General features: G+C 61.8%; 19 protein-coding genes. 13 read left to right on the plus strand and 6 right to left on the minus strand.

Features of this window, described 5'->3' with window-relative positions:
- Positions 1–165: 165 nt before the first annotated feature.
- Positions 166–1395, minus strand: a complete 1230-nt coding sequence (locus ACSSVC_RS09280) for an HlyC/CorC family transporter (protein WP_346633494.1) — start codon at positions 1393–1395, stop codon at positions 166–168.
- 9 nt (positions 1396–1404) lie between these two features.
- Positions 1405–2217, minus strand: coding sequence for a cytochrome C assembly family protein (locus ACSSVC_RS09285; RefSeq protein ID WP_123727600.1), 813 nt, complete (start codon positions 2215–2217; stop codon positions 1405–1407).
- Between the two features lie 208 nt (positions 2218–2425).
- Here ACSSVC_RS09285 and ffh point away from each other — a divergent pair, with 208 nt between their 5' ends.
- The 5 genes from ffh to rplS all read left to right on the plus strand — a co-directional run bounded on the left by ffh (position 2426) and on the right by rplS (position 5996).
- On the plus strand, positions 2426–3802 hold the full coding sequence (gene ffh / locus ACSSVC_RS09290) for a signal recognition particle protein (protein ID WP_346633493.1): 1377 nt from the start codon (positions 2426–2428) through the stop codon (positions 3800–3802).
- 249 nt (positions 3803–4051) lie between these two features.
- Positions 4052–4303 (plus strand): 30S ribosomal protein S16, encoded by a 252-nt coding sequence (gene rpsP, locus ACSSVC_RS09295; RefSeq protein WP_007927680.1) that lies wholly within the window; start codon positions 4052–4054, stop codon positions 4301–4303.
- A gap of 5 nt (positions 4304–4308) precedes the next feature.
- The gene (gene rimM / locus ACSSVC_RS09300) at positions 4309–4845 is read left to right on the plus strand and encodes a ribosome maturation factor RimM (protein WP_346633492.1); all 537 of its coding nucleotides are present in this window, start codon (positions 4309–4311) and stop codon (positions 4843–4845) included.
- Positions 4827–5600 (plus strand): tRNA (guanosine(37)-N1)-methyltransferase TrmD, encoded by a 774-nt coding sequence (gene trmD, locus ACSSVC_RS09305; RefSeq protein WP_170001093.1) that lies wholly within the window; start codon positions 4827–4829, stop codon positions 5598–5600. The genes rimM and trmD overlap by 19 nt, the downstream gene beginning before the upstream one ends.
- A 45-nt stretch (positions 5601–5645) precedes the next feature.
- Complete coding sequence (gene rplS, locus ACSSVC_RS09310) at positions 5646–5996, plus strand: 50S ribosomal protein L19 (protein ID WP_007927677.1); 351 nt, start codon at positions 5646–5648, stop codon at positions 5994–5996.
- A 58-nt stretch (positions 5997–6054) separates the two neighbouring features.
- Here rplS and ACSSVC_RS09315 read toward each other — a convergent pair whose 3' ends face one another.
- Entirely contained in the window at positions 6055–8181 is a 2127-nt protein-coding gene (locus ACSSVC_RS09315) for a DUF4132 domain-containing protein (RefSeq protein ID WP_492612211.1), read from the minus strand.
- A 326-nt stretch (positions 8182–8507) separates the two neighbouring features.
- On the opposite strand from ACSSVC_RS09315, the gene ACSSVC_RS09320 reads away from it, so the two are divergent.
- Positions 8508–8921 (plus strand): acyl-CoA thioesterase, encoded by a 414-nt coding sequence (locus tag ACSSVC_RS09320; protein ID WP_102861301.1) that lies wholly within the window; start codon positions 8508–8510, stop codon positions 8919–8921.
- Between the two features lie 71 nt (positions 8922–8992).
- Here the strand turns inward: ACSSVC_RS09320 and ACSSVC_RS09325 are convergent, their stop codons facing one another.
- The gene (locus tag ACSSVC_RS09325; protein ID WP_404938304.1) at positions 8993–10795 is read right to left on the minus strand and encodes a cation:proton antiporter; all 1803 of its coding nucleotides are present in this window, start codon (positions 10793–10795) and stop codon (positions 8993–8995) included.
- A 107-nt stretch (positions 10796–10902) separates the two neighbouring features.
- Between ACSSVC_RS09325 and xerD the strand changes: the two genes are divergently transcribed.
- From xerD to ACSSVC_RS09355, 6 genes are all read left to right on the plus strand, one after another.
- Positions 10903–11799, plus strand: coding sequence for a site-specific tyrosine recombinase XerD (gene xerD, locus ACSSVC_RS09330; protein ID WP_346633489.1), 897 nt, complete (start codon positions 10903–10905; stop codon positions 11797–11799).
- Between the two features lie 149 nt (positions 11800–11948).
- A complete protein-coding gene (locus ACSSVC_RS09335; RefSeq protein ID WP_123727604.1) occupies positions 11949–12680 on the plus strand; it encodes a thioredoxin fold domain-containing protein in 732 nt (243 codons plus the stop codon).
- A 135-nt stretch (positions 12681–12815) separates the two neighbouring features.
- Positions 12816–14120 (plus strand): homoserine dehydrogenase, encoded by a 1305-nt coding sequence (locus tag ACSSVC_RS09340; protein WP_346633488.1) that lies wholly within the window; start codon positions 12816–12818, stop codon positions 14118–14120.
- A 107-nt stretch (positions 14121–14227) separates the two neighbouring features.
- The gene (gene thrC / locus ACSSVC_RS09345; protein ID WP_446439007.1) at positions 14228–15652 is read left to right on the plus strand and encodes a threonine synthase; all 1425 of its coding nucleotides are present in this window, start codon (positions 14228–14230) and stop codon (positions 15650–15652) included.
- Between the two features lie 91 nt (positions 15653–15743).
- A complete protein-coding gene (locus tag ACSSVC_RS09350) occupies positions 15744–19358 on the plus strand; it encodes an ATP-binding protein (RefSeq protein WP_492612212.1) in 3615 nt (1204 codons plus the stop codon).
- A 91-nt stretch (positions 19359–19449) separates the two neighbouring features.
- Positions 19450–20715: an EAL domain-containing response regulator gene (locus ACSSVC_RS09355; protein ID WP_492612213.1), complete on the plus strand. Its 1266-nt coding sequence runs from the start codon at positions 19450–19452 to the stop codon at positions 20713–20715.
- Here ACSSVC_RS09355 and ACSSVC_RS09360 read toward each other — a convergent pair.
- Positions 20712–21365 (minus strand): response regulator, encoded by a 654-nt coding sequence (locus ACSSVC_RS09360; RefSeq protein WP_346633485.1) that lies wholly within the window; start codon positions 21363–21365, stop codon positions 20712–20714. The two genes, ACSSVC_RS09355 and ACSSVC_RS09360, sit on opposite strands and share 4 nt — an antisense overlap.
- A gap of 218 nt (positions 21366–21583) precedes the next feature.
- Between ACSSVC_RS09360 and ACSSVC_RS09365 the strand changes: the two genes are divergently transcribed.
- On the plus strand, positions 21584–21871 hold the full coding sequence (locus ACSSVC_RS09365) for a DUF3509 domain-containing protein (RefSeq protein WP_346633484.1): 288 nt from the start codon (positions 21584–21586) through the stop codon (positions 21869–21871).
- 168 nt (positions 21872–22039) lie between these two features.
- On the opposite strand, the gene ACSSVC_RS09370 is transcribed toward ACSSVC_RS09365, so the two are convergent.
- Positions 22040–22888 carry a TIGR02285 family protein gene (locus tag ACSSVC_RS09370; protein ID WP_446439004.1) on the minus strand — a complete coding sequence of 283 codons (849 nt, stop codon included), beginning with the start codon at positions 22886–22888 and terminating at the stop codon, positions 22040–22042.
- Positions 22889–22899: the final 11 nt, after the last annotated feature.

The following is a 22899-nucleotide window of genomic DNA, read 5'->3' on the forward strand; positions in this document are numbered from 1 at the left end:
GGCGCGGTCGCTGCTCGGGATGGGAGCCGCGTCGAACAGTGGCGGATGATGGCTGCAGGATCCCGCTGAGTGCGGGTAGCACGCGGGGCTGCGGAGCTTGGGTAAGCCGCCCGATTATAGAAAGGCCCCTAACGATTCAACAAGGGCTTCAGGGACGGGGGAACGTCAGGCGATGACGGGGGTGCTGCTGGTGTGCCAGATCAGCACGCGGCTGACACGATTTTCCTCGGTTTCGAGGATCTCCAGGCGGTAGCGGCCGATCTTCAGGCACACGGCGCTGTCGGGGATGGTCTCCAGTGCTTCGGTGACCAGGCCGTTGAGGGTCTTGGGGCCGTCGCTGGGCAGGTGCCAGCCCAGGCTCTTGTTGAGTTCACGGATCGAGGCGGCGCCTTCCACCACATAGCGGCCGTCGGCCTGGGGGTGGATGTGGGGGTTGTCCAGGCTGTGCTCGCTTTCGAACTCGCCAACGATTTCTTCGAGGATGTCTTCCAGGGTGACGATGCCCAATACCTCACCGTATTCATCCACCACCATGCCCAGGCGCCGTTGCTGCTTGTGGAAGTTGAGCAGTTGCAACTGCAAAGGGGTGCTTTCGGGGACGAAGTAGGGTTCGTGGCAGGCCGCCAGCAGGGCTTCTTTGGTCAGGCTGGCGTCGGGCAGCAGGTGGCGGATCTGCCGGGTATTGAGTACCGCCTCCACCTGGTTGATATCGCTGTGGAACACTGGCAGGCGCGTACGTTTGTTCAGGCGCAACTGGGCGATGATCTCGTCGATGGAGTCGTCCAGGTTGATGCCGTCGACTTCGCTGCGAGGCACCAGGATGTCATTGACGGTGATGTTGTCCAGGGCATGGATGCCGGACAGCGGGTGATGTTCCTGGGGGGCGGGTTCTTCATCCTGCAGGGCCGGGTCGTCGTCGCTGTGTTTGACCGCGCCGGTCTTGGTGGCGAAAGGGCGCAATAGCAGTTGGCCGATGGCCTGGAGCAGCCAGGCCAGGGGATAGACGATCTTCATGGGGATGGCGAGCAGGCTGTTGCCAAAGCTCAGGGTGCTTTCCGGGTAGCGCAGTGCCAGGGTGCGGGGCAGGTATTCGGCCAGCACCAGCAAACCACAGGTGCTGATCAGGCAGGCCAGCCAGGGGCCGTTTTCCGCCCAGTAGAACAGTGCAACCAAGGTGCTGATGATCACTGCCAGGACTCGGCACAGGGTGTTGCACAGGATCAGGCTTTCCTTGGGAAAGGCCAGTCGCGCCGTCGGCTTGTCGCCCGGGCGCGAGCCGTTGCGTTGGGTCAGCAGGTGCTGCTGGGCGGCATCGATAGCGGTGAACAGGCCCGACCAGACGATGAGCAGGGCGATTACCGCAAGCATGGGCCCGGAGGGCAGGGAGTCGGTCATGGCCGGTCGTCAGATGTGCAGGATGTATTCACGAACCAGCTTGCTGCCGAAGTACGCCAGCATCAGCAGGCAGAAACCTGCCAGGGTCCAGCGAATCGCCTTGTGTCCGCGCCAGCCCAGACGGTTGCGGCCCCACAGCAGTACGCTGAACACCACCCAGGCCAGGCAGGCCAGCAGGGTCTTGTGCACCAGGTGCTGGGCGAACAGGTTCTCGACGAACAGCCAGCCGGAGATCAGCGACAGCGAGAGCAGGGTCCAGCCGGCCCAGAGAAAGCCGAACAGCAGGCTTTCCATGGTTTGCAGGGGTGGGAAGTTCCTGATCAGTCCGGAGGGGTGCTTGTTTTTCAGCTGATGGTCCTGCACCAGCAGTAACAGGGACTGGAACACCGCGATGGTGAACATGCCGTAGGCCAGGATCGACAGCAGGATATGGGCGAGAATCCCCGGTTCCTCATCGATCACAGGCACGGTGCCGGTAGGCACGAACTGCGCCAGTAGCGCAGTCAGGGCGCCGAGGGGGAACAGCAGTACCAGCAGGTTTTCCACGGGAATCCGCCAGCAGGCCAGCAGGGTCAGGGCGATGACCGCTGCGGCGATCAGGCTGGCGGCGCTGAAGAAGTCCAGGCCCAGGCCGACCGGGGTCAGCAAATGGGTCAGCAGGCTGATGCCGTGGGCGAGCAGGGCCAGGATGCCCAGCATAACCAGCAGGCGCTTGTTCGCCTTGGCGCCTGTGGCCAGGCGAGAGCCTTGATAGAAGGTCGCAGCGGCATAAAGGACGGCGGCGGCGAGAGTGGGTAGCAAACTGGGTGACAAGGGGAGCATAAATCCTGTTAGGCAGGCCCGAAAGTCGCTGAGTTTGGCATAGAACCCACAGCCCTGAAAGACCACGCAAGCAGACGGCGAGGTGTCCGCCACGCACAGTCTTCGCTATAATCCGCGACCTGCCCACGCCGCAGGCTCATCGAGCTCTTGTTTATTAAGCTCTGGGCCGCCATTACCCCGGTCTACCTTGGGCCTGAAAGGATCGAGCATGTTTGAAAACCTAACCGACCGTCTCTCGCAGACGCTGCGCCATGTCACTGGCAAGGCCAAGCTGACCGAGGACAACATCAAAGACACCTTGCGTGAAGTGCGCATGGCGTTGCTCGAGGCTGACGTCGCATTGCCGGTGGTCAAAGACTTCGTCAACTCGGTGAAGGAGCGTGCGGTCGGCACCGAAGTGTCCCGTAGCCTGACCCCGGGCCAGGCCTTTGTGAAGATTGTCCAGGCCGAGCTGGAAAGCCTGATGGGCGCGGCCAACGAAGACCTGAACCTCAGCGCCGTGCCTCCGGCAGTGGTGCTGATGGCCGGTCTGCAAGGTGCGGGTAAGACCACCACTGCCGGCAAGCTCGCGCGCTTCCTTAAAGAGCGCAAGAAAAAGAGCGTGATGGTGGTGTCTGCTGACGTATACCGTCCGGCAGCGATCAAACAGCTGGAAACCCTGGCCAATGATATTGGCGTGACCTTCTTTCCTTCTGATCTTAGCCAGAAGCCGGTGGCCATTGCCGAGGCGGCTATAAAGGAGGCGAAGCTCAAGTTCATCGACGTGGTGATTGTCGATACCGCCGGTCGCCTGCACGTCGACAGCGAGATGATGGACGAGATCCAGGCGTTGCACGCGGCCATCAAGCCGGTGGAAACCCTGTTCGTGGTCGACGCCATGACTGGCCAGGACGCCGCCAACACCGCCAAGGCCTTTGGCGACGCGCTGCCGCTGACCGGTGTGATCCTGACCAAGGTCGACGGTGACGCCCGCGGTGGTGCCGCGCTGTCGGTACGGGCCATCACCGGCAAACCGATCAAGTTCATCGGTATGGGTGAGAAGACCGAGGCCCTGGAGCCGTTCCACCCTGAGCGTATTGCTTCGCGAATTCTCGGCATGGGCGACGTGCTCAGCCTGATCGAGCAGGCCGAGCAGACTCTCGACAAGGAAAAGGCCGACAAACTGGCCAAGAAGCTGAAGAAGGGCAAGGGCTTCGACCTCGAAGACTTCCGCGATCAGTTGCAGCAGATGAAGAACATGGGCGGCCTTGGTGGTCTGATGGACAAGCTGCCGAATATCGGTGGGGTTAACCTATCGCAGATGGGCAACGCACAGAACGCCGCTGAAAAGCAGTTCAAGCAGATGGAAGCCATCATCAACTCCATGACCCCGGCCGAGCGCCGCGACCCTGAGCTGATCAGCGGTTCGCGCAAGCGTCGGATCGCTATGGGCTCTGGCACCCAGGTGCAGGACATCGGTCGCTTGATCAAGCAGCACAAGCAGATGCAGAAGATGATGAAGAAGTTCTCCGCCAAGGGCGGGATGGCCAAAATGATGCGCGGCATGGGCGGAATGTTGCCCGGCGGCGGCATGCCGAAAATGTGAAGAATCCGCGCCGGCAGTCATGTCGGCGCTTTTCCACGGGGACGTGGAATCTCGAGCAAACCCTCGATTGGGGCGCGCTCACTCGCTGCCGCTTGCGGCGGCTCCATAGCAAATCTGAGTGGCAGCCGATAGGCGCCGGAAAAAGTCATTTGCAAAAGTCCGGATATTCCTTAGAATATGCGGCCTTTCGGGCACCCATGCCCGCTGTGCATTTAGATTTGCAGCACCGACTACAGGAACGATGTTCACATGCTAACAATCCGTCTTGCCCTTGGCGGCTCCAAAAAGCGCCCGTTTTACCACTTGACCGTGACCGACAGCCGTAACCCACGCGACGGTTCGCACAAAGAACAAGTTGGCTTCTTCAACCCGATCGCTCGTGGTCAAGAAGTCCGCCTGTCCGTGAACCAAGAGCGCGTAGCCTACTGGCTGAGCGTTGGTGCACAGCCTTCTGAGCGCGTTGCTCAGTTGCTGAAGGAATCGGCTAAGGCTGCAGCCTGAACCCTATGAACGCGACGCCAGCTCCTGCTGATGATTTGATCGTTATCGGCAAAATCTACTCTGTTCATGGCGTTCGCGGCGAAGTGAAGGTCTTTTCCTTTACTGATCCGATTAAAAACCTGTTGGACTACAAAACCTGGACGCTCAAGCGCGAAGGTAGCGTGAAACAGGTTGAGCTGGTCAGCGGACGCGGGAACGACAAGTTCCTGGTCGCAAAGCTCAAGGGTCTTGATGATCGCGAAGAAGCTCGTCTTCTGGCCGGTTACGAGATCTGTGTGCCGCGCAACCTGTTCCCTGAACTGACCGACGGCGAGTACTACTGGTACCAGCTACAAGGTCTCAAGGTTATCGACACCCTCGGGCAACTGCTCGGGCAGATCGATCACCTGCTGGAGACCGGCTCGAACGATGTAATGGTGGTCAAGCCTTGCGTTGGCAGCCTGGATGATCGTGAACGCTTGTTGCCCTATACCGAGCAATGTGTGTTGAGCGTCGACCTGGCGGCAGGCGAGATGAAGGTGGAATGGGATGCGGACTTCTAAGCGTGGCTAACTTGCGCGTAGAAGTGATCAGTTTGTTTCCCGAGATGTTTTCCGCCATCAGCGAATACGGCATAACCAGCCGCGCGGTGAAACAGGGGCTCTTGCAGCTCACCTGTTGGAATCCGCGGGACTACACCACGGATCGACATCACACTGTGGACGATCGCCCGTTTGGCGGTGGCCCTGGCATGGTGATGAAGATCAAGCCCCTGGAGGATGCACTGGTTCAGGCCAGAAACGCAGCCGGGGAGGGTGCGAAGGTGATTTACCTGTCGCCCCAAGGCCGTCAACTGAATCAGTCGGCGGTACGCGAGTTGGCGAATGAGGATGCATTGATCCTGATTGCTGGTCGTTATGAAGGCATTGACGAGCGTTTTATTGAAGCTCATGTCGATGAAGAGTGGTCGATTGGCGACTATGTACTCTCCGGTGGCGAGCTGCCGGCGATGGTCCTGATTGATGCGGTTACGCGACTGCTGCCCGGAGCTTTAGGGCATGTGGATTCCGCGGAGGAAGATTCCTTCACGGACGGTCTGCTGGATTGCCCGCACTACACCCGACCGGAGGTGTATGCGGATCAGCGTGTTCCCGACGTGTTGCTAAGTGGCAACCACGCACACATCCGGCGTTGGCGTTTACAGCAGTCCCTTGGTCGGACCTATGAACGACGCGCCGATCTTCTGGAAAGCCGCTCGCTTTCTGGAGAAGAGAAGAAGCTGCTCGAGGAATATCTCCGCGAGCGGGACGATAGTTAACAACGTATCGATGGTAGATCCGACGATTTACCTTAGGAGCACAGCATGACCAACAAAATCATCCTTGCACTCGAAGCAGAGCAGATGACCAAAGAGATCCCAGCCTTTGCCCCGGGCGACACCATTGTCGTTCAGGTGAAAGTGAAGGAAGGCGATCGTTCCCGTCTGCAGGCGTTCGAAGGCGTAGTTATCGCCAAGCGCAACCGCGGTGTGAACAGCGCGTTCACCGTACGTAAAATCTCCAACGGTGTTGGCGTAGAGCGTACTTTCCAGACCTACAGCCCGCAGATCGACAGCATGGCTGTTAAGCGTCGCGGTGACGTGCGTAAAGCCAAGCTGTACTACCTGCGCGACCTGTCGGGTAAAGCAGCTCGCATCAAGGAAAAACTGGTTTAAGTCCAGCTTCCGATGCAGAAAAAAGCAGCCTACGGGCTGCTTTTTTGTTGCCTGTCATTTAGTGCCCGGAGCGGTTCAGCAGGGCGCAGACGGTGTTGGCGATCCGTTCCAGCAGTACCTCGTCATAAGGCAGCCAGGGCAGGGCGGTCAATTTGCCACTTTGTGCCGCCAGGGCCACCTCCACGGGTTCTCCATTGCGCGTCACGCGCCCGGTGACCAGATGCACCGCATGCTCGCCGACGCGGACATGGCGCCCCTCCATCGACAACACCCCCTCCTCGATAAGCGTGGCGAAAGCCGTGCTCAGTACGTGTTGGCGCATCAGCGTCATCTGGGTGAGATTGTGCTCGGCCAACAGATTCAGGCGTTGCTCGCGCTTGGCCGCTGGCATTTGCGGCAAGGATTGGCCGGTGGCAGTCTGTGCCAGTTCTTCGATGGCGAAACTGCTGACGCTGACCAGTAGGTCGATGGCCCGGCAGGCCTCTGAAAACACCTGCGGCGGCACATCCAGCAGCAGTATCGGCTGCCAGTATTTATCGACGCGTCGAGCGAAGCTTGCGCTACCGGACAGGCAGTGCCCCTGCAGCCCCGGATAGAGTGCTGCGTCCACCGCAAAACTCACCCGGATATCACCCAGGTTGCGGCTCAGGCCGCTGTCCCTGTCGATCTTCCAGCCTTCGCGGCGGGCCAGGCCGATCAGTGGGCGGATGGACAGGCTGTAGCCGGCGAATGCCTGGCAGGTATGGCTTTCCCGCTCTTGCTGGGACGGCAGGTAGTACTCGCGAAACACCTGGCGCAGCGGCTGTTTGATCCGGCGTTCGCTGATCAGGTTTTGCCAGGCGTGGCGCTCTGCGGCGTTGGCTGACAGCGGGTGCCACAGTGAAATCCTGCACCCGGCATCCAGGCTTAGCGGCTGGCCCCAGGGGTCTACCGCTTGCGCATCCGCGTTCAGCAGGAAGCTGCGGCGTTGGGCATGCCCGCAATGGGCAACCCAGACCAATGAGCGGGCAAAGGGCGAGCCCACGGCGGAGTCCGCCAATTGCTTTCGCCAGTCGCTGAAAGACAGCTCAAAGGCTTGCCACAGTCCGGACTCCAGGCAACTGGCCAGAAGCCCGTGCTGGGCCTTGCTCGGCGTGCTGGTGGGGGCCAGACGCAGGGCGATTTCGGGGCGTTGGGCCAGGCCGCGTTCGGCAGGTTTGAGGTTGCGTGTGAGTTTTTTCTGGATACTGGCATGCCGCACCAGGCTCAGGGCGTTGCGCAGGGCCTGCACGCTTTCCGGGGTTGGCACCTGCTCGATGCAGTGCCCCAGCGCAATGGCCAGGGACTGTGACGGGGCGGTCTTGGCCTGGGTCGGGGCGACGCAGGCCTTGGGCAGCAAAATGTCCATTAGCGGTGGCAGCCAGGAGGCATCGCGCAGCAGGGCGACCCGGGCGGCGCGGGCGATCACCGGGGTGTCATGGGTGGTGAAGGCGCCATCGGCCACATAGGGTGTGGCGCCGCTGTGGATAGCGTCCAGGCGCAGGGCTGCGGTGCTGAGGATCTGCTGTGAGAATTCGACGTAGGCCGCGTCATCCACCAGCACCCTGGCCGGGTCAGCACTCAGGTGATGATGGCCGGTCCAGTACTCGCTGCCGGCCAGGACCTGCTGTGAGCGGGGTTCCAGTTGCCCAAGCCGTTCGAACTCCTGCCGGGCGTAGGGGGCATCGGCGTAGTGCTGTTCCACGCAACGCCGCAGCGCCGCCTGAGCCTCTTCATCCACCCATTGCGCCAGCACGTACGCCTGGTGGTAATTCGCCGCCCACTGTGTGCAGGGTTCATCGAGGATCCTGCGCAGTTCCTCGGCCAGGGCGGCGTTCGGTGTACCGCTGAAACAGGCGAGTTGCTCCACCGCCTCCTGCCAATTCAGGCAGGTGCGCAGCGCCTCTAGCAGGGTGGTTTGATCGAGGGCTGGGCTCAGTTCCAGTTGTGTGGCCTGCTGCACAATCGAGGTCGCCAGTTGCTGCGCAGCCGGGTTGGCAGGGTCGCGCAGGGCTCGGCGGATAGCCGGCCACAGGCTGCCCAGTTGAGCGGGTGTCAGTGGGCTGATGTCGAGCGGCGGGCCCAAGAAATTCGGATGATCCACTCTGTCGGCGTTCAGGCGTTGCTGCAGGTGTGCGACGAGCGAAGGCGTGGGCAGGGCATCCATGGCGGCGGGTCTCCGTTTTCAGTGCGCGGATGATCGCATTTTTTATCGCCGATCGTGGCCTCTGACCCCAGCCGGGTTCTTTCGGCCCCTGCCGGGCGGCGATATACTCGCCGACCCAATAAAGTGTGATCGCCCGCGCCGTGCAGCCAGCACGGGACACCTAGGGTGAGTCACGCACTCCCGGCGCTCCTGGTCTGTTGTTATCCACAGGCAGGCGGCCCCCGATTGTTCCCATCAAGCCTTTGGTCGCTGCCTTGCAGCGCTCATCGGTGTTCCATGCCCGCAGCGTGCCCCTGCGCGGATCTATCCATTCAGGCAGTAGTCCGATGACCCTTCGTGAGCAAGAAATCCAGCGCCGCACCGAGCTCTCGGTGACCCGCGTGACCAAGGCGGTATTCCCGTCCACCACCAATCACCACAACACCCTGTTCGGTGGCACTGCCCTGGCATGGATGGACGAAGTTTCGTTCATTGCTGCCACGCGTTTCTGTCGCTTGCCGCTGGTGACGGTGTCCACTGATCGGATCGACTTCAATCATCCGATTGCTGCTGGTTCGATCGTTGAGCTGGTAGGTCGGGTAGTAAAGGTGGGCAACACCAGCCTCAAGGTCGAGGTGGAGGTGTTTGTCGAGAGCATGAGCTGCGACGGAAGGGAGAAGGCCATTCATGGCCTGTTCAGTTTCGTCGCCATCGATGACGACAAGCGTCCGGTGCCGGTGCTTCCAGGATTCGCAGCGTAGTAGCCGGCTTGCCGACGAATGGGGCTTGGGCCTCTTCGCTGGCAAGCCAGATCCTACAGGGGGGGGCTCGGTTACAGGGACTCGGGCAGGATCAGGGCCAGCAGGGTCCAGCCAGCCGTCGGCTTGAGGTCGCTTTCTGGGGTGACTACATGCACCCAGCCGTTGCTGTCGCGGGCGAACAGCAGGGTCGCGCGTTCGCCGTGCAAAGTCTGGTAGTCGCCCCAGCCAAAGGCTTCGGTCAGGTGCGTGCTGTATAGCTCGGCGCCCTGGCCCAGCAGGCTCGCCAGTTTGGTGTAGGTCAAGGCTTCGCTGCCCAGAAGCTGGCCGCGATGTTCGTGGCTGGCGCGGTGCTTGTCGGTGCGTCGGCTTTCCTGGCTGTTGGCCAGGGCGTAAAGGCGCTGATGGCCAAAGTCGTGACGAAAGCGCATGGCCGCCAGGGTGTTGAGTTCGCCTGAAGGTGAGAGCGCCAGCAAATGCCCCAATCCCACCAGATCCAGATGCGCGTCGGCGTGCTGCGAGGCCGGATTGCCGAAATAGGTGGGCAGGCCTTCCATGCGTGCTGCACGGATATTCTCCCAACTGGAGTCGGTCAGCAGCACTCGGCTGCCCAACTGCTGCAAGGCCTTGCCAATGGTGCGTGCCGGGCCGTTGGCGCCGACAATCAGGAAACCGCTGGGGGCCGGTTCGGCCACTTTCAACAGGCGCGCCAAGGGCCGGGCAGTAGCGCTTTGCAGGACCACGGTACCGATGATCACGGCAAAGGTCAGTGGCACCAGCAGCAACGCCCCCTCGTGACCGGCTTCATCCAGGCGGATGGCGAAGATGGCCGACACCGCTGCTGCGACAATCCCCCTTGGTGCAATCCAGGCCAGCAAGGCGCGTTCACGCCAGTTGAGGCTGGAACCGGCAGTGGACAGCAACACGTTCAGCGGGCGAGCGATGAACTGGATCACCAGCAGCAGTATCAGCACCAGCGGCCCCAGGGCGATCAATGCCTTCAGATCCAGGCGCGCTGCCAGCAGGATGAATAGCCCGGAGATCAGCAGCACGCTGAGGTTTTCCTTGAAGTGCAGGATGTGTCGCACGTCCACGCCCTTCATATTGGCCATCCACATGCCCATCAGGGTCACCGCCAGCAGCCCGGATTCGTGCATCACCTGGTTGGAGGCGATGAAGATTCCCAGGACTGCGGCCAGGGTCGCCAGGTTGTGCAGGTACTCCGGTAGCCACTGGCGACGCATGATGGTGCCCAGGACCCAGCCGCCGGCGATGCCGAACAGGCTGCCGCACAGAATCACTCCGCCAAAGGTCAGCAGGCTGTGGCTCAGGCCCTCACCGGCGGCACTGGCGATGATGAAGCTGTAGACCACCACTGCCAGCAGGGCGCCGATAGGGTCGATGACGATGCCCTCCCAGCGCAGGATATTGGCGATCGAGGCCTTGGGCCGCACCACTCGCAACATGGGCACGATCACCGTTGGTCCGGTGACCAGCGTCAGGGTGCCGAACAGCAGCGCCAGCATCCAGTCGAAGCCCAGCAGCCAGTGAGTGGCGAGGGTGATCACCGCCCAGGTGGACAGCGCGCCGATGGTCACTAGCCGGTGCACCACGCTGCCGATTTCACGCCATTCCGAGAGGTGCAGGGTCAGGCTGCCTTCGAACAGGATCAGCGCCACCGCCAGGGATACCAGAGGCATCAACAGCGGGCCGAACATCTCCTGGGGGTCGAGCCAGCCCAGCACGGGGCCTGCGAGAATGCCGCTCAGCAGCAGGAACAGAATGGCCGGCAGTTTCAGTCTCCAGGCCAGCCATTGGCAACCCAGTGCCGCCGCGCCGATGCCGCCGAAGGCCAGCAGAATCTGTTGTTCACTCATCAATGCACCCTGTTCCTTGAAATGGCTGGCTATGAAAGACTAGCGACCCTCTGCGCAGTTCACTATTTTTTTACGCGTGGCCCCTGGGCCGTGCCTTTCGAGTCTTTATGCCCGCCATCGACCACCCCCTGATCGACCGTTTTCTCGATGCCCTGTGGCTGGAGAAAGGCCTGTCCGACAACACCCGCCATGCCTATCGCAGTGACCTGGCGCTGTTCAACGGCTGGTTGCAGGAGCAGGGGCTGGAGTTGCCGCGGGCCGGACGCGAACTGATCCTCGATCATCTGGCCTGGCGCGTGGAGCAGGCCTACAAGCCCCGGTCCACGGCCAGATTCCTCTCGGGGGTGCGTGGCTTCTATCGCTATTTGCTGCGAGAAAAGCTGATCGAGATCGACCCGACTTTGCAGATCGACATGCCGCAACTGGGGCGTCCGCTGCCCAAGTCCCTGTCGGAGGCCGATGTCGAGGCGTTGCTGGCGGCGCCGGACTTGAGCGAGGCCATCGGCCAGCGCGACCGCGCCATGTTGGAGGTGCTCTACGCCTGCGGCCTGCGGGTGACCGAGCTGATCAGCCTGACCCTGGAGCAGGTCAACCTGCGCCAGGGTGTGTTGCGGGTCATGGGCAAGGGCAGCAAGGAGCGCCTGGTGCCCATGGGCGAGGAAGCGATTGTCTGGGTCGAGCGATACATGCGTGATGCCCGGGCCGAGCTGCTGGGCGGGCGGCCCAGCGATGTGCTGTTTCCCAGCTCGCGTGGCGAGCAGATGACCCGGCAGACCTTCTGGCACCGGATCAAGCACCAGGCCAAGGTGGCCGGGATCGGCAAGGCGCTGTCGCCTCACACCCTGCGCCACGCCTTCGCCACGCACTTGCTCAATCACGGTGCCGATCTGCGAGTGGTGCAGATGTTGCTGGGCCACAGTGATCTGTCCACCACCCAGATCTATACCCATGTGGCCCGTGCCCGTCTCCAGGATCTGCACGCCAAGCATCATCCGCGGGGTTGATTTGGCTCCCGGGCGGCGCTTTGCGTCGCCCGTAGTCGGTGCCGGCAAACAGATGTGGTAGGCTTTGCCGGTTTGCAAAACGGGTGTTTGCGGGCCGTTGCCATTGCGACCGCTCCAAGTTGCCCATTTGCCCGCCTTCAGGAGTTCCCATGCGTTTGACCCAGATTTTTGCCGCCGCCTCCCTGGCGTTGCTCAGCACCTTCGCCATGGCCGATGACAGTGCCGAGAAAGCCATTCGCAAAAGCCTCGAGACCCTGCAGCTCGAAGTGCCGGTGGAGAGCATTACCGCCAGTCCCCTGGCCGGTCTGTACGAGGTCAAGCTCAAGGGCAGTCGCGTACTCTATGCCAGTGCCGACGGCCAGTTCGTGGTCCAGGGCTATCTGTTCCAGCTCAAGGACGGCAAGCCGGTGAACCTGACGGAAAAAACCGAACGCCTGGGTATTTCCAAGTTGATCAACGGTATTCCGGTCGCTGAAACTGTGGTCTATCCGGCTATCGGCGAGACCAAGACCCACATCACCGTGTTCACCGACACCACCTGCCCGTATTGCCACAAGCTGCACGCTGAAATACCGGCGCTGAACAAGCTGGGTGTCGAAGTGCGCTACGTCGCCTTCCCGCGTCAGGGCCTGGGTTCGCCGGGTGATGAACAACTGCAAGCGGTCTGGTGCTCGGCGGACAAGAAAGCCGCCCTGGACAAAATGGTCGACGGCAAGGAAATCAAGGCCGCCAAGTGCGAGAACCCGGTTTCCAAGCAATTCGCCCTGGGCCAGTCGATCGGCGTCAATGGCACGCCGGCCATCGTCCTGGCTGATGGCCAAGTCATTCCCGGCTACCAGCCGGCACCACAGATCGCCAAACTGGCCCTGGGTGCGAAATAATCCTGCATCGTCACGCTAGCCTTTGACGATCATGGCCCGCCGGTGAATGCCGACGGGCCATTAATAGAGAGCCGCGCTGTTTGCGGCTGTTTTCCACGGCCGGCCTAGAGTCGGCCGTTTTATGGGGAGTTCAGAGTGAATCCGGTCAAAGTAGGCATCTGTGGGCTGGGTACTGTCGGTGGCGGTACCCTAAACGTACTTCAGCGCAACGCCGAGGAGATTGCCCGCCGTGCCGGGCGTGGAATCGAAGTAGCGCAGATTGCTACCCGTACGCCAAAGCCGCAGTTCCAGACGACCGGTATTGCGATTACCCACGATGTCTTCGCCGTCGCCACCAACCCTGAAATCGATATCGTCATCGAGCTGGTGGGCGGCTACACCGTGGCCCGTGAGCTGGTGCTCAAGGCCATCGAGAACGGCAAGCACGTGGTCACCGCAAACAAGGCGCTGATCGCCGTCCACGGTAACGAGATTTTCGCCAAGGCCCAGGAGAAGGGCGTGATCGTGGCCTTCGAAGCCGCTGTGGCCGGTGGCATTCCGGTGATCAAGGCGATCCGTGAAGGGCTGTCGGCCAACCGCATCAACTGGCTGGCGGGGATCATCAACGGCACCGGTAACTTCATCCTCTCGGAAATGCGCGAGAAGGGCCGCACCTTCGAAGACGTGCTGGCTGAAGCCCAGGCCCTGGGTTACGCCGAAGCCGATCCGACCTTCGACGTTGAAGGCATCGACGCTGCCCACAAGCTGACTATCCTGGCGTCCATCGCCTTTGGTATCCCGCTGCAGTTCGACAAGGCCTACACCGAAGGCATCACCAAGCTGACCACGGCCGACGTGAACTACGCCGAAGCCCTGGGCTACCGCATCAAGCACCTGGGTGTGGCGCGCCGCACCGAGGCCGGCATCGAGCTGCGGGTACACCCGACCCTGATCCCGGCCGACCGCCTGATCGCCAACGTCAACGGCGTGATGAACGCGGTGATGGTCAATGGCGATGCTGCCGGTTCGACCCTGTTCTACGGCGCCGGCGCGGGCATGGAGCCGACCGCTTCGTCGGTGGTGGCCGATCTGGTGGACGTGGTTCGCGCCATGACCAGCGACCCGGAAAACCGCGTGCCGCACCTGGCCTTCCAGCCTGATTCCCTGTCCGATCACCCGATCCTGCCGATCGAGTCCTGCGAGAGCGCCTACTACCTGCGCATCCAGGCCAAGGATCACCCGGGCGTACTGGCTCAGGTGGCGAGCATTCTTTCCGAGCGCGGCATCAACATCGAATCGATCATGCAGAAGGAAGTGGAAGAGCAGGATGGCCTGGTGCCGATGATCCTGCTGACCCACCGTGTTCTGGAGCAGCACATCAACGATGCGATTACCGCGCTGGAGGCCCTGCAGGGCGTCGTCGGCCCAGTGGTTCGTATCCGCGTCGAACATTTGAATTAATGAAGCAGCCGCAAGTGGCGAGCGGCAAGCGCCAAGTCAGAAGCTGATCGGCTTTGACTTGAGGCTTGAAGCTTGCGGCTTGCGGCTCAAACCGAAGGTTTGTCCCCATGCGCTATATCAGTACTCGTGGCCAGGCACCGGCCCTGAATTTCGAAGATGTGCTGCTGGCAGGTCTGGCCAGTGATGGCGGTCTCTATGTGCCAGAGAACCTGCCGCGCTTTACCCAGGAAGAAATCGCTTCCTGGGCCGGCCTGCCGTATCACGAGCTGGCGTTCCGGGTCATGCGCCCGTTCGTCACCGGCAGCATTCCGGATGCCGTATTCAAGAAAATCCTGGAAGAAACCTATGCGTCGTCAGAGCAGGGCGCCTTTTCCCACGGCGCCATTGCCCCGCTGCGTCAGCTCAACGGCAATGAGTGGGTGCTGGAGCTGTTCCACGGCCCGACCCTGGCGTTCAAGGACTTCGCCCTGCAACTGCTGGGTCGCCTGCTGGACTACGTGCTGGAGAAGCGCGGCGAGCGCGTGGTGATCATTGGTGCCACTTCCGGTGACACCGGTTCGGCGGCCATCGAAGGTTGCAAGCGTTGCGACAACGTCGACATCTTCATCCTGCATCCGCACAACCGCGTCTCGGAAGTGCAGCGCCGGCAGATGACCACCATCCTCGGCGAGAACATCCACAACATCGCCATCGACGGTAACTTCGACGACTGCCAGGAAATGGTCAAGGCCAGCTTCGCCGACCAGGGCTTCCTCAAGGGCACCCGCCTGGTGGCAGTGAACTCGATCAACTGGGCGCGGATCATGGCCCAGATCGTCTACTACTTCCACGCGGCCCTGCAGCTGGGTGGTCCGGCGCGCTCCATCGCGTTCTCGGTGCCCACCGGCAACTTCGGCGACATCTTCGCCGGTTACCTGGCACGCAACATGGGCCTGCCCATCAGCCAGCTGATCGTCGCCACCAACCGCAACGACATCCTGCACCGCTTCATGAGCGGTAATCAGTACGTCAAGGAAACCCTGCACGCGACCTTGTCGCCGTCCATGGACATCATGGTTTCGTCGAACTTCGAGCGCCTGCTGTTCGACCTCCACGGTCGCAATGGCGCGGCACTGGCCGGTCTGATGGACAGCTTCAAGCAGGGCGGCGGTTTCAGCGTCGAAGAAGATCGCTGGACCGAGGCGCGCAAGCTGTTCGACTCCCTGGCGGTGAACGACGAGCAGACCTGCGAGACCATCGCCGAAGTCTTCGAGCAGACCGGCGAGGTGCTCGACCCGCATACCGCGATTGGCGTCAAGGCCGCCCGTGAGTGCCGACGCAGCCTGGATACGCCGATGGTGATCCTGGGCACCGCGCACCCGGTCAAGTTCCCGGAAGCGGTGGAGAAGGCCGGTGTCGGCAAGGCTCTGGAGCTGCCGGCGCACCTGTCCGACCTGTTCCAGCGCGAAGAACGCTGCACGGTCCTGGCCAATGACCTGAAAGCGGTGCAGGCTTTTGTCAGCCAGCACGGCAATCGTGGCAAGCCACTCTGATCCCTTGGTCTTGTCGTCCACGAAGCCCGTCTCCTGACGGGCTTTGTTTTTTCATCTACAAGCTTGGCCCGTCAGGGGCAGGGAGGCCCGGATGATGCTTCGTCTAACTTACAGGGTACGGCGTGTCCTGGGCCTGCTCGTGGCGGGCCTGCTGAGCTGGGCCGTACTCTGGGGTGTCGCGCTGGCCGGCACGGCGAAGAACCTGCCTTTCAAACTGGTGCCGGCGTTCGTCGAGCTGGAACCCCTGACCCTGGCGCCCAACGAGCGCCAATGGCTGGCGACGCATTCACGCCTGAGGGTGGGGATTGCCATCGACGACTACCAGCCCATCGACATCACCCGGGACCGCAATCGCTATCAGGGCATCAGCGCCGATTACCTCAGCCTGGTGGGCGAGCGATTGGACGTGACAATGGAAGTCCTGGGGTTTTCCGAGCGTGAGCAGGCGGTTGAAGCGCTGCGCAACGGCACCATCGATGTGCTGACCAGTGCCAATGGCTATGAGCGCGGCCTCTCGGGGCTGCGCTTCACCAGCGACTACATGCCCGACAGGGCCGTGGTGGTGGTGCGCCGCGACGGGTCGAGCCCCAGTGATGATCTGGCCGGCAAGAAACTGGTGCTATTGGACGGCTATGCCAACGCCGAACAGGTGCATGCGGCGTATCCGAACAGTCAGATCATGCTCTCGCCTAACCTCTACAGTGGCCTGGAAGCATTGAACCAGGGGGACGCCGACGCCTTCATCGGCAATGAGATCATCGTCCGAGCCTACAAGGCCTTGCGCCCTTATCTGGCGGTGCATATTCAGGATGAAAGCCGCTTGCCGCCGACCGGCTTCGCCTTTGCCACCCGTGACGACAACGCCCTGTTGGCAGGCATGCTGGAGCAGGCGCTACAGAGCATCGACGAATCCTTGCAGCGGGAAATACAGGCCCGCTGGACCACCGGCCTGGGGGCGAACATCTCCGGCGAGCGTATCGAGCTCAGCGCCGAGGAGCAGGCCTGGATTCTCCAGCATCCCCATGTGATGGTGGCGTCCCAGCAGTACCCGCCCCATGTGTTCAAGGACAAGGAGGGGCGCTGGGCCGGCCTGAACATCGATCTGCTCAACCGCATTTCGCGCATGACCGGCCTGCATTTTGTGCACAAGGAGAGCCTGTCCACAGCGCAGACCCTGGAGTGGCTGGAGAGTGGACAGGCGCAGATGAACTCTACCCTCACGGCCAGTGAGGACCGGCGGTTGTTCCTGAATTTCTCCCATGCCTTTGGTGGTGCTGCCTGGGTCTTTGTCGTGCGCCCCGAGGATCGCCGCCTCAGCAGCCTGGAGCAGATGGCCGGTGAGGTACTGGCGTTGCCGGCGCGGCACACCCTTGAGAGCTACATCCGGCGCTACTATCCCGATATTCGGCTGCGCAGCGTTGCCAGCTATGAGGAGGCTCGGGCTCTGGTCAGCAGTGGTGAAGCCATGGCCACCATTCAGAACGAGGTCCAGGTCCAGGCGCTGGGGTTGGGGCCCGCTGACGATGGGTTGCGGGTGGGGCGCAGCGTTGAAGGTACCTGGTCCGCCGACGAGTTTTCTGTGCGCAAGGATCAGCCCGAGCTGCTGAGTATCCTCAACAAGTCGCTGGAGGCGCTGCCGGTGGCGGAGCTCAGTGCTATCCGTCTCAAATGGCTGGGGGCCACGCCGGTGCCGATGCCGGTCTGGCAGCGGGTGCCGACCTGGGTGTACTGGGCCATTTCCACCGCATTGCTGTTCGGTCTGATTTCCCTGGCCTGGAGCAGTCGGCTCAAGCTGCAGATTCAGCAGCGATTGCAAGCCGAGCAGCGGCTCAACGATCAGTTGGTGTTCATGCGGGCCCTGCTTGACGGCATTCCCAACCCGATCTTTGTCCGTGATCTGCAGGGGCGCCTGATCACCTGCAACAAGAGTTATGAACAGCAGTTGGGGACGAGCCTGGAGCTGATTCAGGGGCGCCAACTGACGGAGCTGGATCTGTTGCCCGCGGCCACCGCTCGCCAGCTGCATGGCGAGATCATGCAGTTGCTGGCGTCCGAGGAGTCGGTGTTTGCCGACCGTCAGGTGGAGACGCGCAACGGATCGATCCACGCCTATCAATGGACGGTCCCGTTCTACAGCGCCGAAGGCCGTCTGCAGGGCTTGCTGGGTGGCTGGATCGATATCACCGAGCGCAAGCGCCTGGAGAACCAGTTGGTGGAGGCGCGTCAGTCCGCCGACCAGGCCAATGCCGCGAAAAGCGCTTTTCTCTCCACCATGAGTCATGAGATCCGCACGCCGATGACCGCCATTATTGGCTTGCTGGAGCTGGAGAAAGAGCAGGCCAGGATGCGTGGCGCGCCATTCTCCGAGGCCCTGCGGGTGGCCTATCAGTCTGCCCAGGAGTTGATCAGCCTGATGGGTGACAGCCTTGATCTGGCCAAGATCGAGGCCGGCCATATGCAGTTGGTGCCGCAGGTCACCGCCCTCAAGCCCTTTTTCGACAGTGTCCGGCAGCTCTTCGAGGTGGCCGCGCGCAACCAGGGAGTGCACCTGCAACTGGTCTTCAACGAGGAAGCCCGGGGGCGTTACCTCTTTGATCCGTTGCGCCTGCGCCAGGTCCTGCACAACCTGTTGAGCAACGCCTTGAAGTTCACCGCTGAAGGTGAGGTACGGGTGACGGTGGAGCGCCAGCCCGATGAGTCCGGTGTCCCGTGTCTGCGTATCAGCGTCGCGGATACCGGCCCGGGGATCAGCGCCGAGCAGCAGGCGAAGATATTCACGCCCTTTGTCCAGGCGGATGCCATGACCTCTTCGACCTATGGCGGCACCGGGCTGGGGCTGAGCATCTGCCGGCAGTTGATCGAGTTGATGGGCGGGCGCATTCACCTGCTGAGTGAGCCTGGGGCCGGGACCGTTGTTGTCATCGAGCTGTATCTGGAGCGGGTCAGCGAGGATCTCGATCCGCAAGTTTCGCCGCCTGCCGAGCGTCCGCCGAGCCGCAGCATCGAAGTGCTGGTGGTGGATGACTTGAGCGCCAATCGCATGGTCCTGAGCCAGCAACTGATGTTTCTCGGGCATCGGGTCGTGGCCTGTGGCGATGCCCGTGAGGCGCTGCAGCGGTGGCGCTCCGGGACCTTTGATGTGCTGATGACCGACTGCAACATGCCGGGCATGAGTGGCTACGCCCTGACCGAGGCCATCCGCCAGATCGAGGCGCAGGAAGGGCGCTCGCCCTGTCCGGTGATCGGTTGCACGGCCAACGCGTTCGAAGACGAGCGAGAGCGTTGCGAGCGTGCGGGGATGGACCAGTTGCTGGTCAAGCCGGTGACCCTGGATCAGTTGGCCCAATCTCTGGCCCGATTCCTGCCGTCGCCGTCCTTCAACATCCAGACCTTGCGCGGCATGACCCAGGCCGACGAACACGTGTTGCAGCGCATGTTGCAGGAGTTGTTGCGCAACCTTGGCGAAGAGCAGCAGGCGCTGGAAGAGGCCTTGGCGGTGCGGGATTGGGGGCGCCTGGGAGGCACCCTGCACCGGCTCAAGGGTGTGTGTTGCCTGATCGACGCCTTGCCCCTGGCCAAGGCCTGTATCGAGCTGGAGGTACTGGTCAAGGAGCGGCGAGAGCAGGCGCTGGGCAGCCAATGGCCGCTGTTGCTTGAGGTCATTGGTATTTTGCGCAGCGATATTCAGACGGCTCTGGACGAATAAGACTTGTCCTATGTGTGATTGGGACTTGTCTGATTACCGTGTCGGCCCGTAGTGGACTGTTCCCACCTGCGCCGTATCGGAGGTTGCCCCCATGCATTCGCTTAAAGTGCTGATTCTCGAAGACAACTCGTTCCAGTTGATGGCCTTGCACCAGATGCTCAACGCCAATGGCGTTTTCAACGTGCTGACCGCCGAGAACCAGGAGTCCGCACGGCGTTCGCTGGACAGCAAGGGACCGGTGGATATCGCCATCTGCGATCTGTACCTGGAGCAGACCGATGGCCTGGAGCTGATCCGCGAACTGGCCCTGCAGCAGCAGGCCAAGGCCTTGATCATTCTCAGCGACGCAGAGCCGGATGTGCTCGAAGGCACGGCCGGCATGGCCCGTGAGCTGGGGTTGAAAGTGCTCGCGTGCCTGCCCAAGCCGGCTTCGGCGGCGGTGATCGGCGACTTGCTCTGTGCCTATCAGCAGCACTCCAGGTCAGACGGCCTCGAATTGAACCAGACATTGCTCCGGGACTTGCTGGGCCTTGAGCCTTTTGTCTTCGAGGCTGTGACTCAGGAAGAGGGGCTGGCAGCGGTGCTGGGTTGTGGTGTTGCACATTTTCAGCCGGTCATTCACCAACACGGCGGTCTTCAAGGCGTCGAGGCGCTGGCTCGCTGGCAGCACCCCGAGCGGGGCTTGCTGATGCCTGGCGAATTTCTTCCGCTGATCGAGTTCGCCGGCCTGCAAGAGGTTTTCACCTGGCACATGCTGGAGCAGTCACTCGAGCTGGTGGCCGGAGTGAAACTGGTGCTGGGCTACTGGCTGCCGATTGCCGTGAACATTCCCATCGGCATCCTCGAGCGGCCGTTGTTCCCTCGTCAGTTGGAGGCATTGCTGAGGCGCTTCGAAGTGCCGGCGCGGATGCTGACCCTGGAAGTCATCGATACCACGCAACTGCAGACCGATACCGCCCATGTCGAGGCGCTGCTGCGCCTGCGGATGATCGGCTGCAAGTTGTCCATCGGCGATTTCGGTACCGGTGGAACCAGCCTGCAGCGCTTGCTGGAGCTGCCTTTCACCGAGCTGAAGATCCCTCCGGTGTTTGTCGCAGGCATGGCCGCCGATGAGCGCAAGCGGGCGCTGGTCGGCGGTGCGATGAGCATGGCGCGACGCATGTCCCTGGGGGTGGTGGTGACCGGTATCGAGACCGAGTCCGACTGTGTGGCGGCCAGGGGCTTGGGGGCGGCTCATCTGCAGGGGTGTTTTATCGCCCCGCCGATGGGCGCCGCCGAGATGCGCCAATGGCTGGCCGAGACCCCGGGGCTGGGCTGCAACGGCCTTGATGAGCAGACCACCGGTTTGTGTGCCTAGGACAGTCCGTGTTCCTGGACGTAGATATACAGCGCGGCTTCGCTGGCCAGGCCCAGTTTGCGCATGGCGCTGACTTTCTGCGCGCTGACAGTCTGTTTGCTGCGGTTGAGCTGAGCGGCGATGGTTCCCACCGCATGGCCGGCGGCCAACAGGCGGATCACTTCCAGCTCCCGGGGCGACAACTGATCCTTGGAGACCAGTCGATCCGGCCCCACTTCGCCGGCAAGGCTCAATGCCCGCTTGATGGCCTGGGCCACATAGCGTTTGTGCTGTCGCGCATGGGCAATGGCTGACGGCAGTTCATCGGCCAGGCTGGCCTTGCTCAGCAACCCCGTCACCCCCAGGTCGAGGATCGAACGAAACAGCCCGGCGTGGTTGAGCATGGTCACCACCACGATGGGCAGATCGGGATGATGCCGGCGCAGTTGTTCGATCAGGCGCAGGCCGTCGTTCTGCTGCTCCTCGGGCATCATGAAGTCCGTGACCAGCACATCGCATTCGGTCTCCTGCATCAGCTGGCTCAGGGCGGAAGGCGAACTGGCCTCGCCGACAATGGCCAGGCTGTCGTCCTGCTCCAGCACGGCGCGCAAGCCGATCAGGAAGATCGGGTGGTCGTCGGCAAGGATGATGCGCAATTTGTTGTTCGACATTGCTTTCAAAGCTTGGGCTCCAATGCAACGGCGGCGTGGTTTGCGCCTGGTCGGCCGTTTTATATCTGTCATGTTACCCGTGCATGCTCGAATGACTCAGGTCGGCAGCAGTAGGCGTGGCGAACTTTCTTCTCTGAGCGATGGTCACTTGAATGTCAGAAAGCTACCGGCATTTTTGTTTTCGAACCTCTAATTCGAGCTATTGAGTGGTGATCTAGATGGAAAGTATCAGTCTTTTGTTGAGTGAGTCGCTGAGTCCCTACCAGGTCACACTGACGCCTTGCGGCGCTTATGGCGAATGTCTGGTGAGCCTGAAGAACGCTGCAGGCGCAATCGTCGTGGAGCGTGAGGTCAATCAGGCCCAGCTCACCGACAAGCGTTTGCTCACCGATGTAGTCGATGGCTTGCACCGTGATGTGCTGATCGCCGAAGGCCGGCTGGAGCCTTGTGTGATCGCCGCGTTGCGCCATGTCGCTGAAGGCAAGGTGTTCGATCAGCGCAGTTGATGCAAATTTTTACGGAACCTTCCCTTCACCCGGTCAGTCAGACTCAGTATCAGCAGGATCAGGCATTGTGCTCCGGTGCTTGTAACCTGCTGGTACGGGTCGTAAAAGACCACGTTTAACCCCGAGTCGTCTCCCCACTTCTCGGGGTTTCTTTTTGCCCGGGATTTGTCAGTGGTCGTGCAGATCGTGGAAATAGGCCTGGGCGTCGGCACGGTACTGGTCACGCATCTCGGGCTCCAGCCAGGTGGCGTACAGCTCAACCAGTCGATCCTCACGCAGCTTGAGCAGGGCCTGGTTGATCCGGGCGATGGCTTGTCGCCCTTGGGCGGTCTTGCTGCAGCCGATATGGATCTCCTGATACTTCTGGGTGCCCTGGATCGGATAGAACTCAAGCTCCTGCGGGTCTATGCCTTGCTGCATCGCCTGGTAGCGAATCTCTGGCCAGTAGCCCAGCAACAAGCGCAGGCGACCCAGGCGTTGCATCTGCAACAGGCTGCCCAGGGCGTCGTTGCCGTGGTGGGCATTGACCGATTCCGCGGGTGCTTCTTGCAGCAGGTTGTCGACTTGCTGGCCATAGCTGCGCTCGGCGACCACTCCGACTTTTTCCTGGCCGCTGGCGAGCAGGGCGCGCAGATCGACCTTGCCCTGCTGGAGGAAGTGGGCCAGGTGTTCATGGTCGGCGCGGCGGATCACCAAGCCATTGCTCAGGACCCGGAAGCTGGTGATGGAGAAGATCACCCACTGTTCGCGTTCCTTGTTCATGATCAGCGACGGGTCGCAGACGAAGGTCGGCTCGCGCAGCATCTGCATGCCCCGGGCGCGATTGACCCGGACTATCTGTTGTTGGTACTCCGGCAGGCTGGCGATCAGTTGCGGCATCAGCAGGTCGATGACCCCGTGTCCTTTCTGTTCACCCTCGAAAATGCTCAGGGGCGGCAGGTCTCGCAGCAGCCAGAGCAGTGTCTCCTTGGGTTCGCTGGAGGCGTTCGGCAGCCACAGCAGGGCGAGCAGAAACATCACGCAGCGCC

The organism is Pseudomonas sp. E1BtOHC1 (genome assembly GCF_058744285.1).

Coding starts and splice junctions, on each gene's coding strand:
- ACSSVC_RS09280 (WP_346633494.1), bottom strand. CDS start 1,395: ATGACCGACTCCCTGCCCTCCGGGCCCATGCTTGCGGTAATCGCCCTG.
- ACSSVC_RS09285 (WP_123727600.1), bottom strand. CDS start 2,217: ATGCTCCCCTTGTCACCCAGTTTGCTACCCACTCTCGCCGCCGCCGTC.
- ffh (WP_346633493.1), top strand. CDS start 2,426: ATGTTTGAAAACCTAACCGACCGTCTCTCGCAGACGCTGCGCCATGTC.
- rpsP (WP_007927680.1), top strand. CDS start 4,052: ATGCTAACAATCCGTCTTGCCCTTGGCGGCTCCAAAAAGCGCCCGTTT.
- rimM (WP_346633492.1), top strand. CDS start 4,309: ATGAACGCGACGCCAGCTCCTGCTGATGATTTGATCGTTATCGGCAAA.
- trmD (WP_170001093.1), top strand. CDS start 4,827: ATGGGATGCGGACTTCTAAGCGTGGCTAACTTGCGCGTAGAAGTGATC.
- rplS (WP_007927677.1), top strand. CDS start 5,646: ATGACCAACAAAATCATCCTTGCACTCGAAGCAGAGCAGATGACCAAA.
- ACSSVC_RS09315 (WP_492612211.1), bottom strand. CDS start 8,181: ATGGATGCCCTGCCCACGCCTTCGCTCGTCGCACACCTGCAGCAACGC.
- ACSSVC_RS09320 (WP_102861301.1), top strand. CDS start 8,508: ATGACCCTTCGTGAGCAAGAAATCCAGCGCCGCACCGAGCTCTCGGTG.
- ACSSVC_RS09325 (WP_404938304.1), bottom strand. CDS start 10,795: ATGAGTGAACAACAGATTCTGCTGGCCTTCGGCGGCATCGGCGCGGCG.
- xerD (WP_346633489.1), top strand. CDS start 10,903: ATGCCCGCCATCGACCACCCCCTGATCGACCGTTTTCTCGATGCCCTG.
- ACSSVC_RS09335 (WP_123727604.1), top strand. CDS start 11,949: ATGCGTTTGACCCAGATTTTTGCCGCCGCCTCCCTGGCGTTGCTCAGC.
- thrC (WP_446439007.1), top strand. CDS start 14,228: ATGCGCTATATCAGTACTCGTGGCCAGGCACCGGCCCTGAATTTCGAA.
- ACSSVC_RS09350 (WP_492612212.1), top strand. CDS start 15,744: ATGATGCTTCGTCTAACTTACAGGGTACGGCGTGTCCTGGGCCTGCTC.
- ACSSVC_RS09355 (WP_492612213.1), top strand. CDS start 19,450: ATGCATTCGCTTAAAGTGCTGATTCTCGAAGACAACTCGTTCCAGTTG.
- ACSSVC_RS09360 (WP_346633485.1), bottom strand. CDS start 21,365: ATGTCGAACAACAAATTGCGCATCATCCTTGCCGACGACCACCCGATC.
- ACSSVC_RS09365 (WP_346633484.1), top strand. CDS start 21,584: ATGGAAAGTATCAGTCTTTTGTTGAGTGAGTCGCTGAGTCCCTACCAG.
- ACSSVC_RS09370 (WP_446439004.1), bottom strand. CDS start 22,888: ATGTTTCTGCTCGCCCTGCTGTGGCTGCCGAACGCCTCCAGCGAACCC.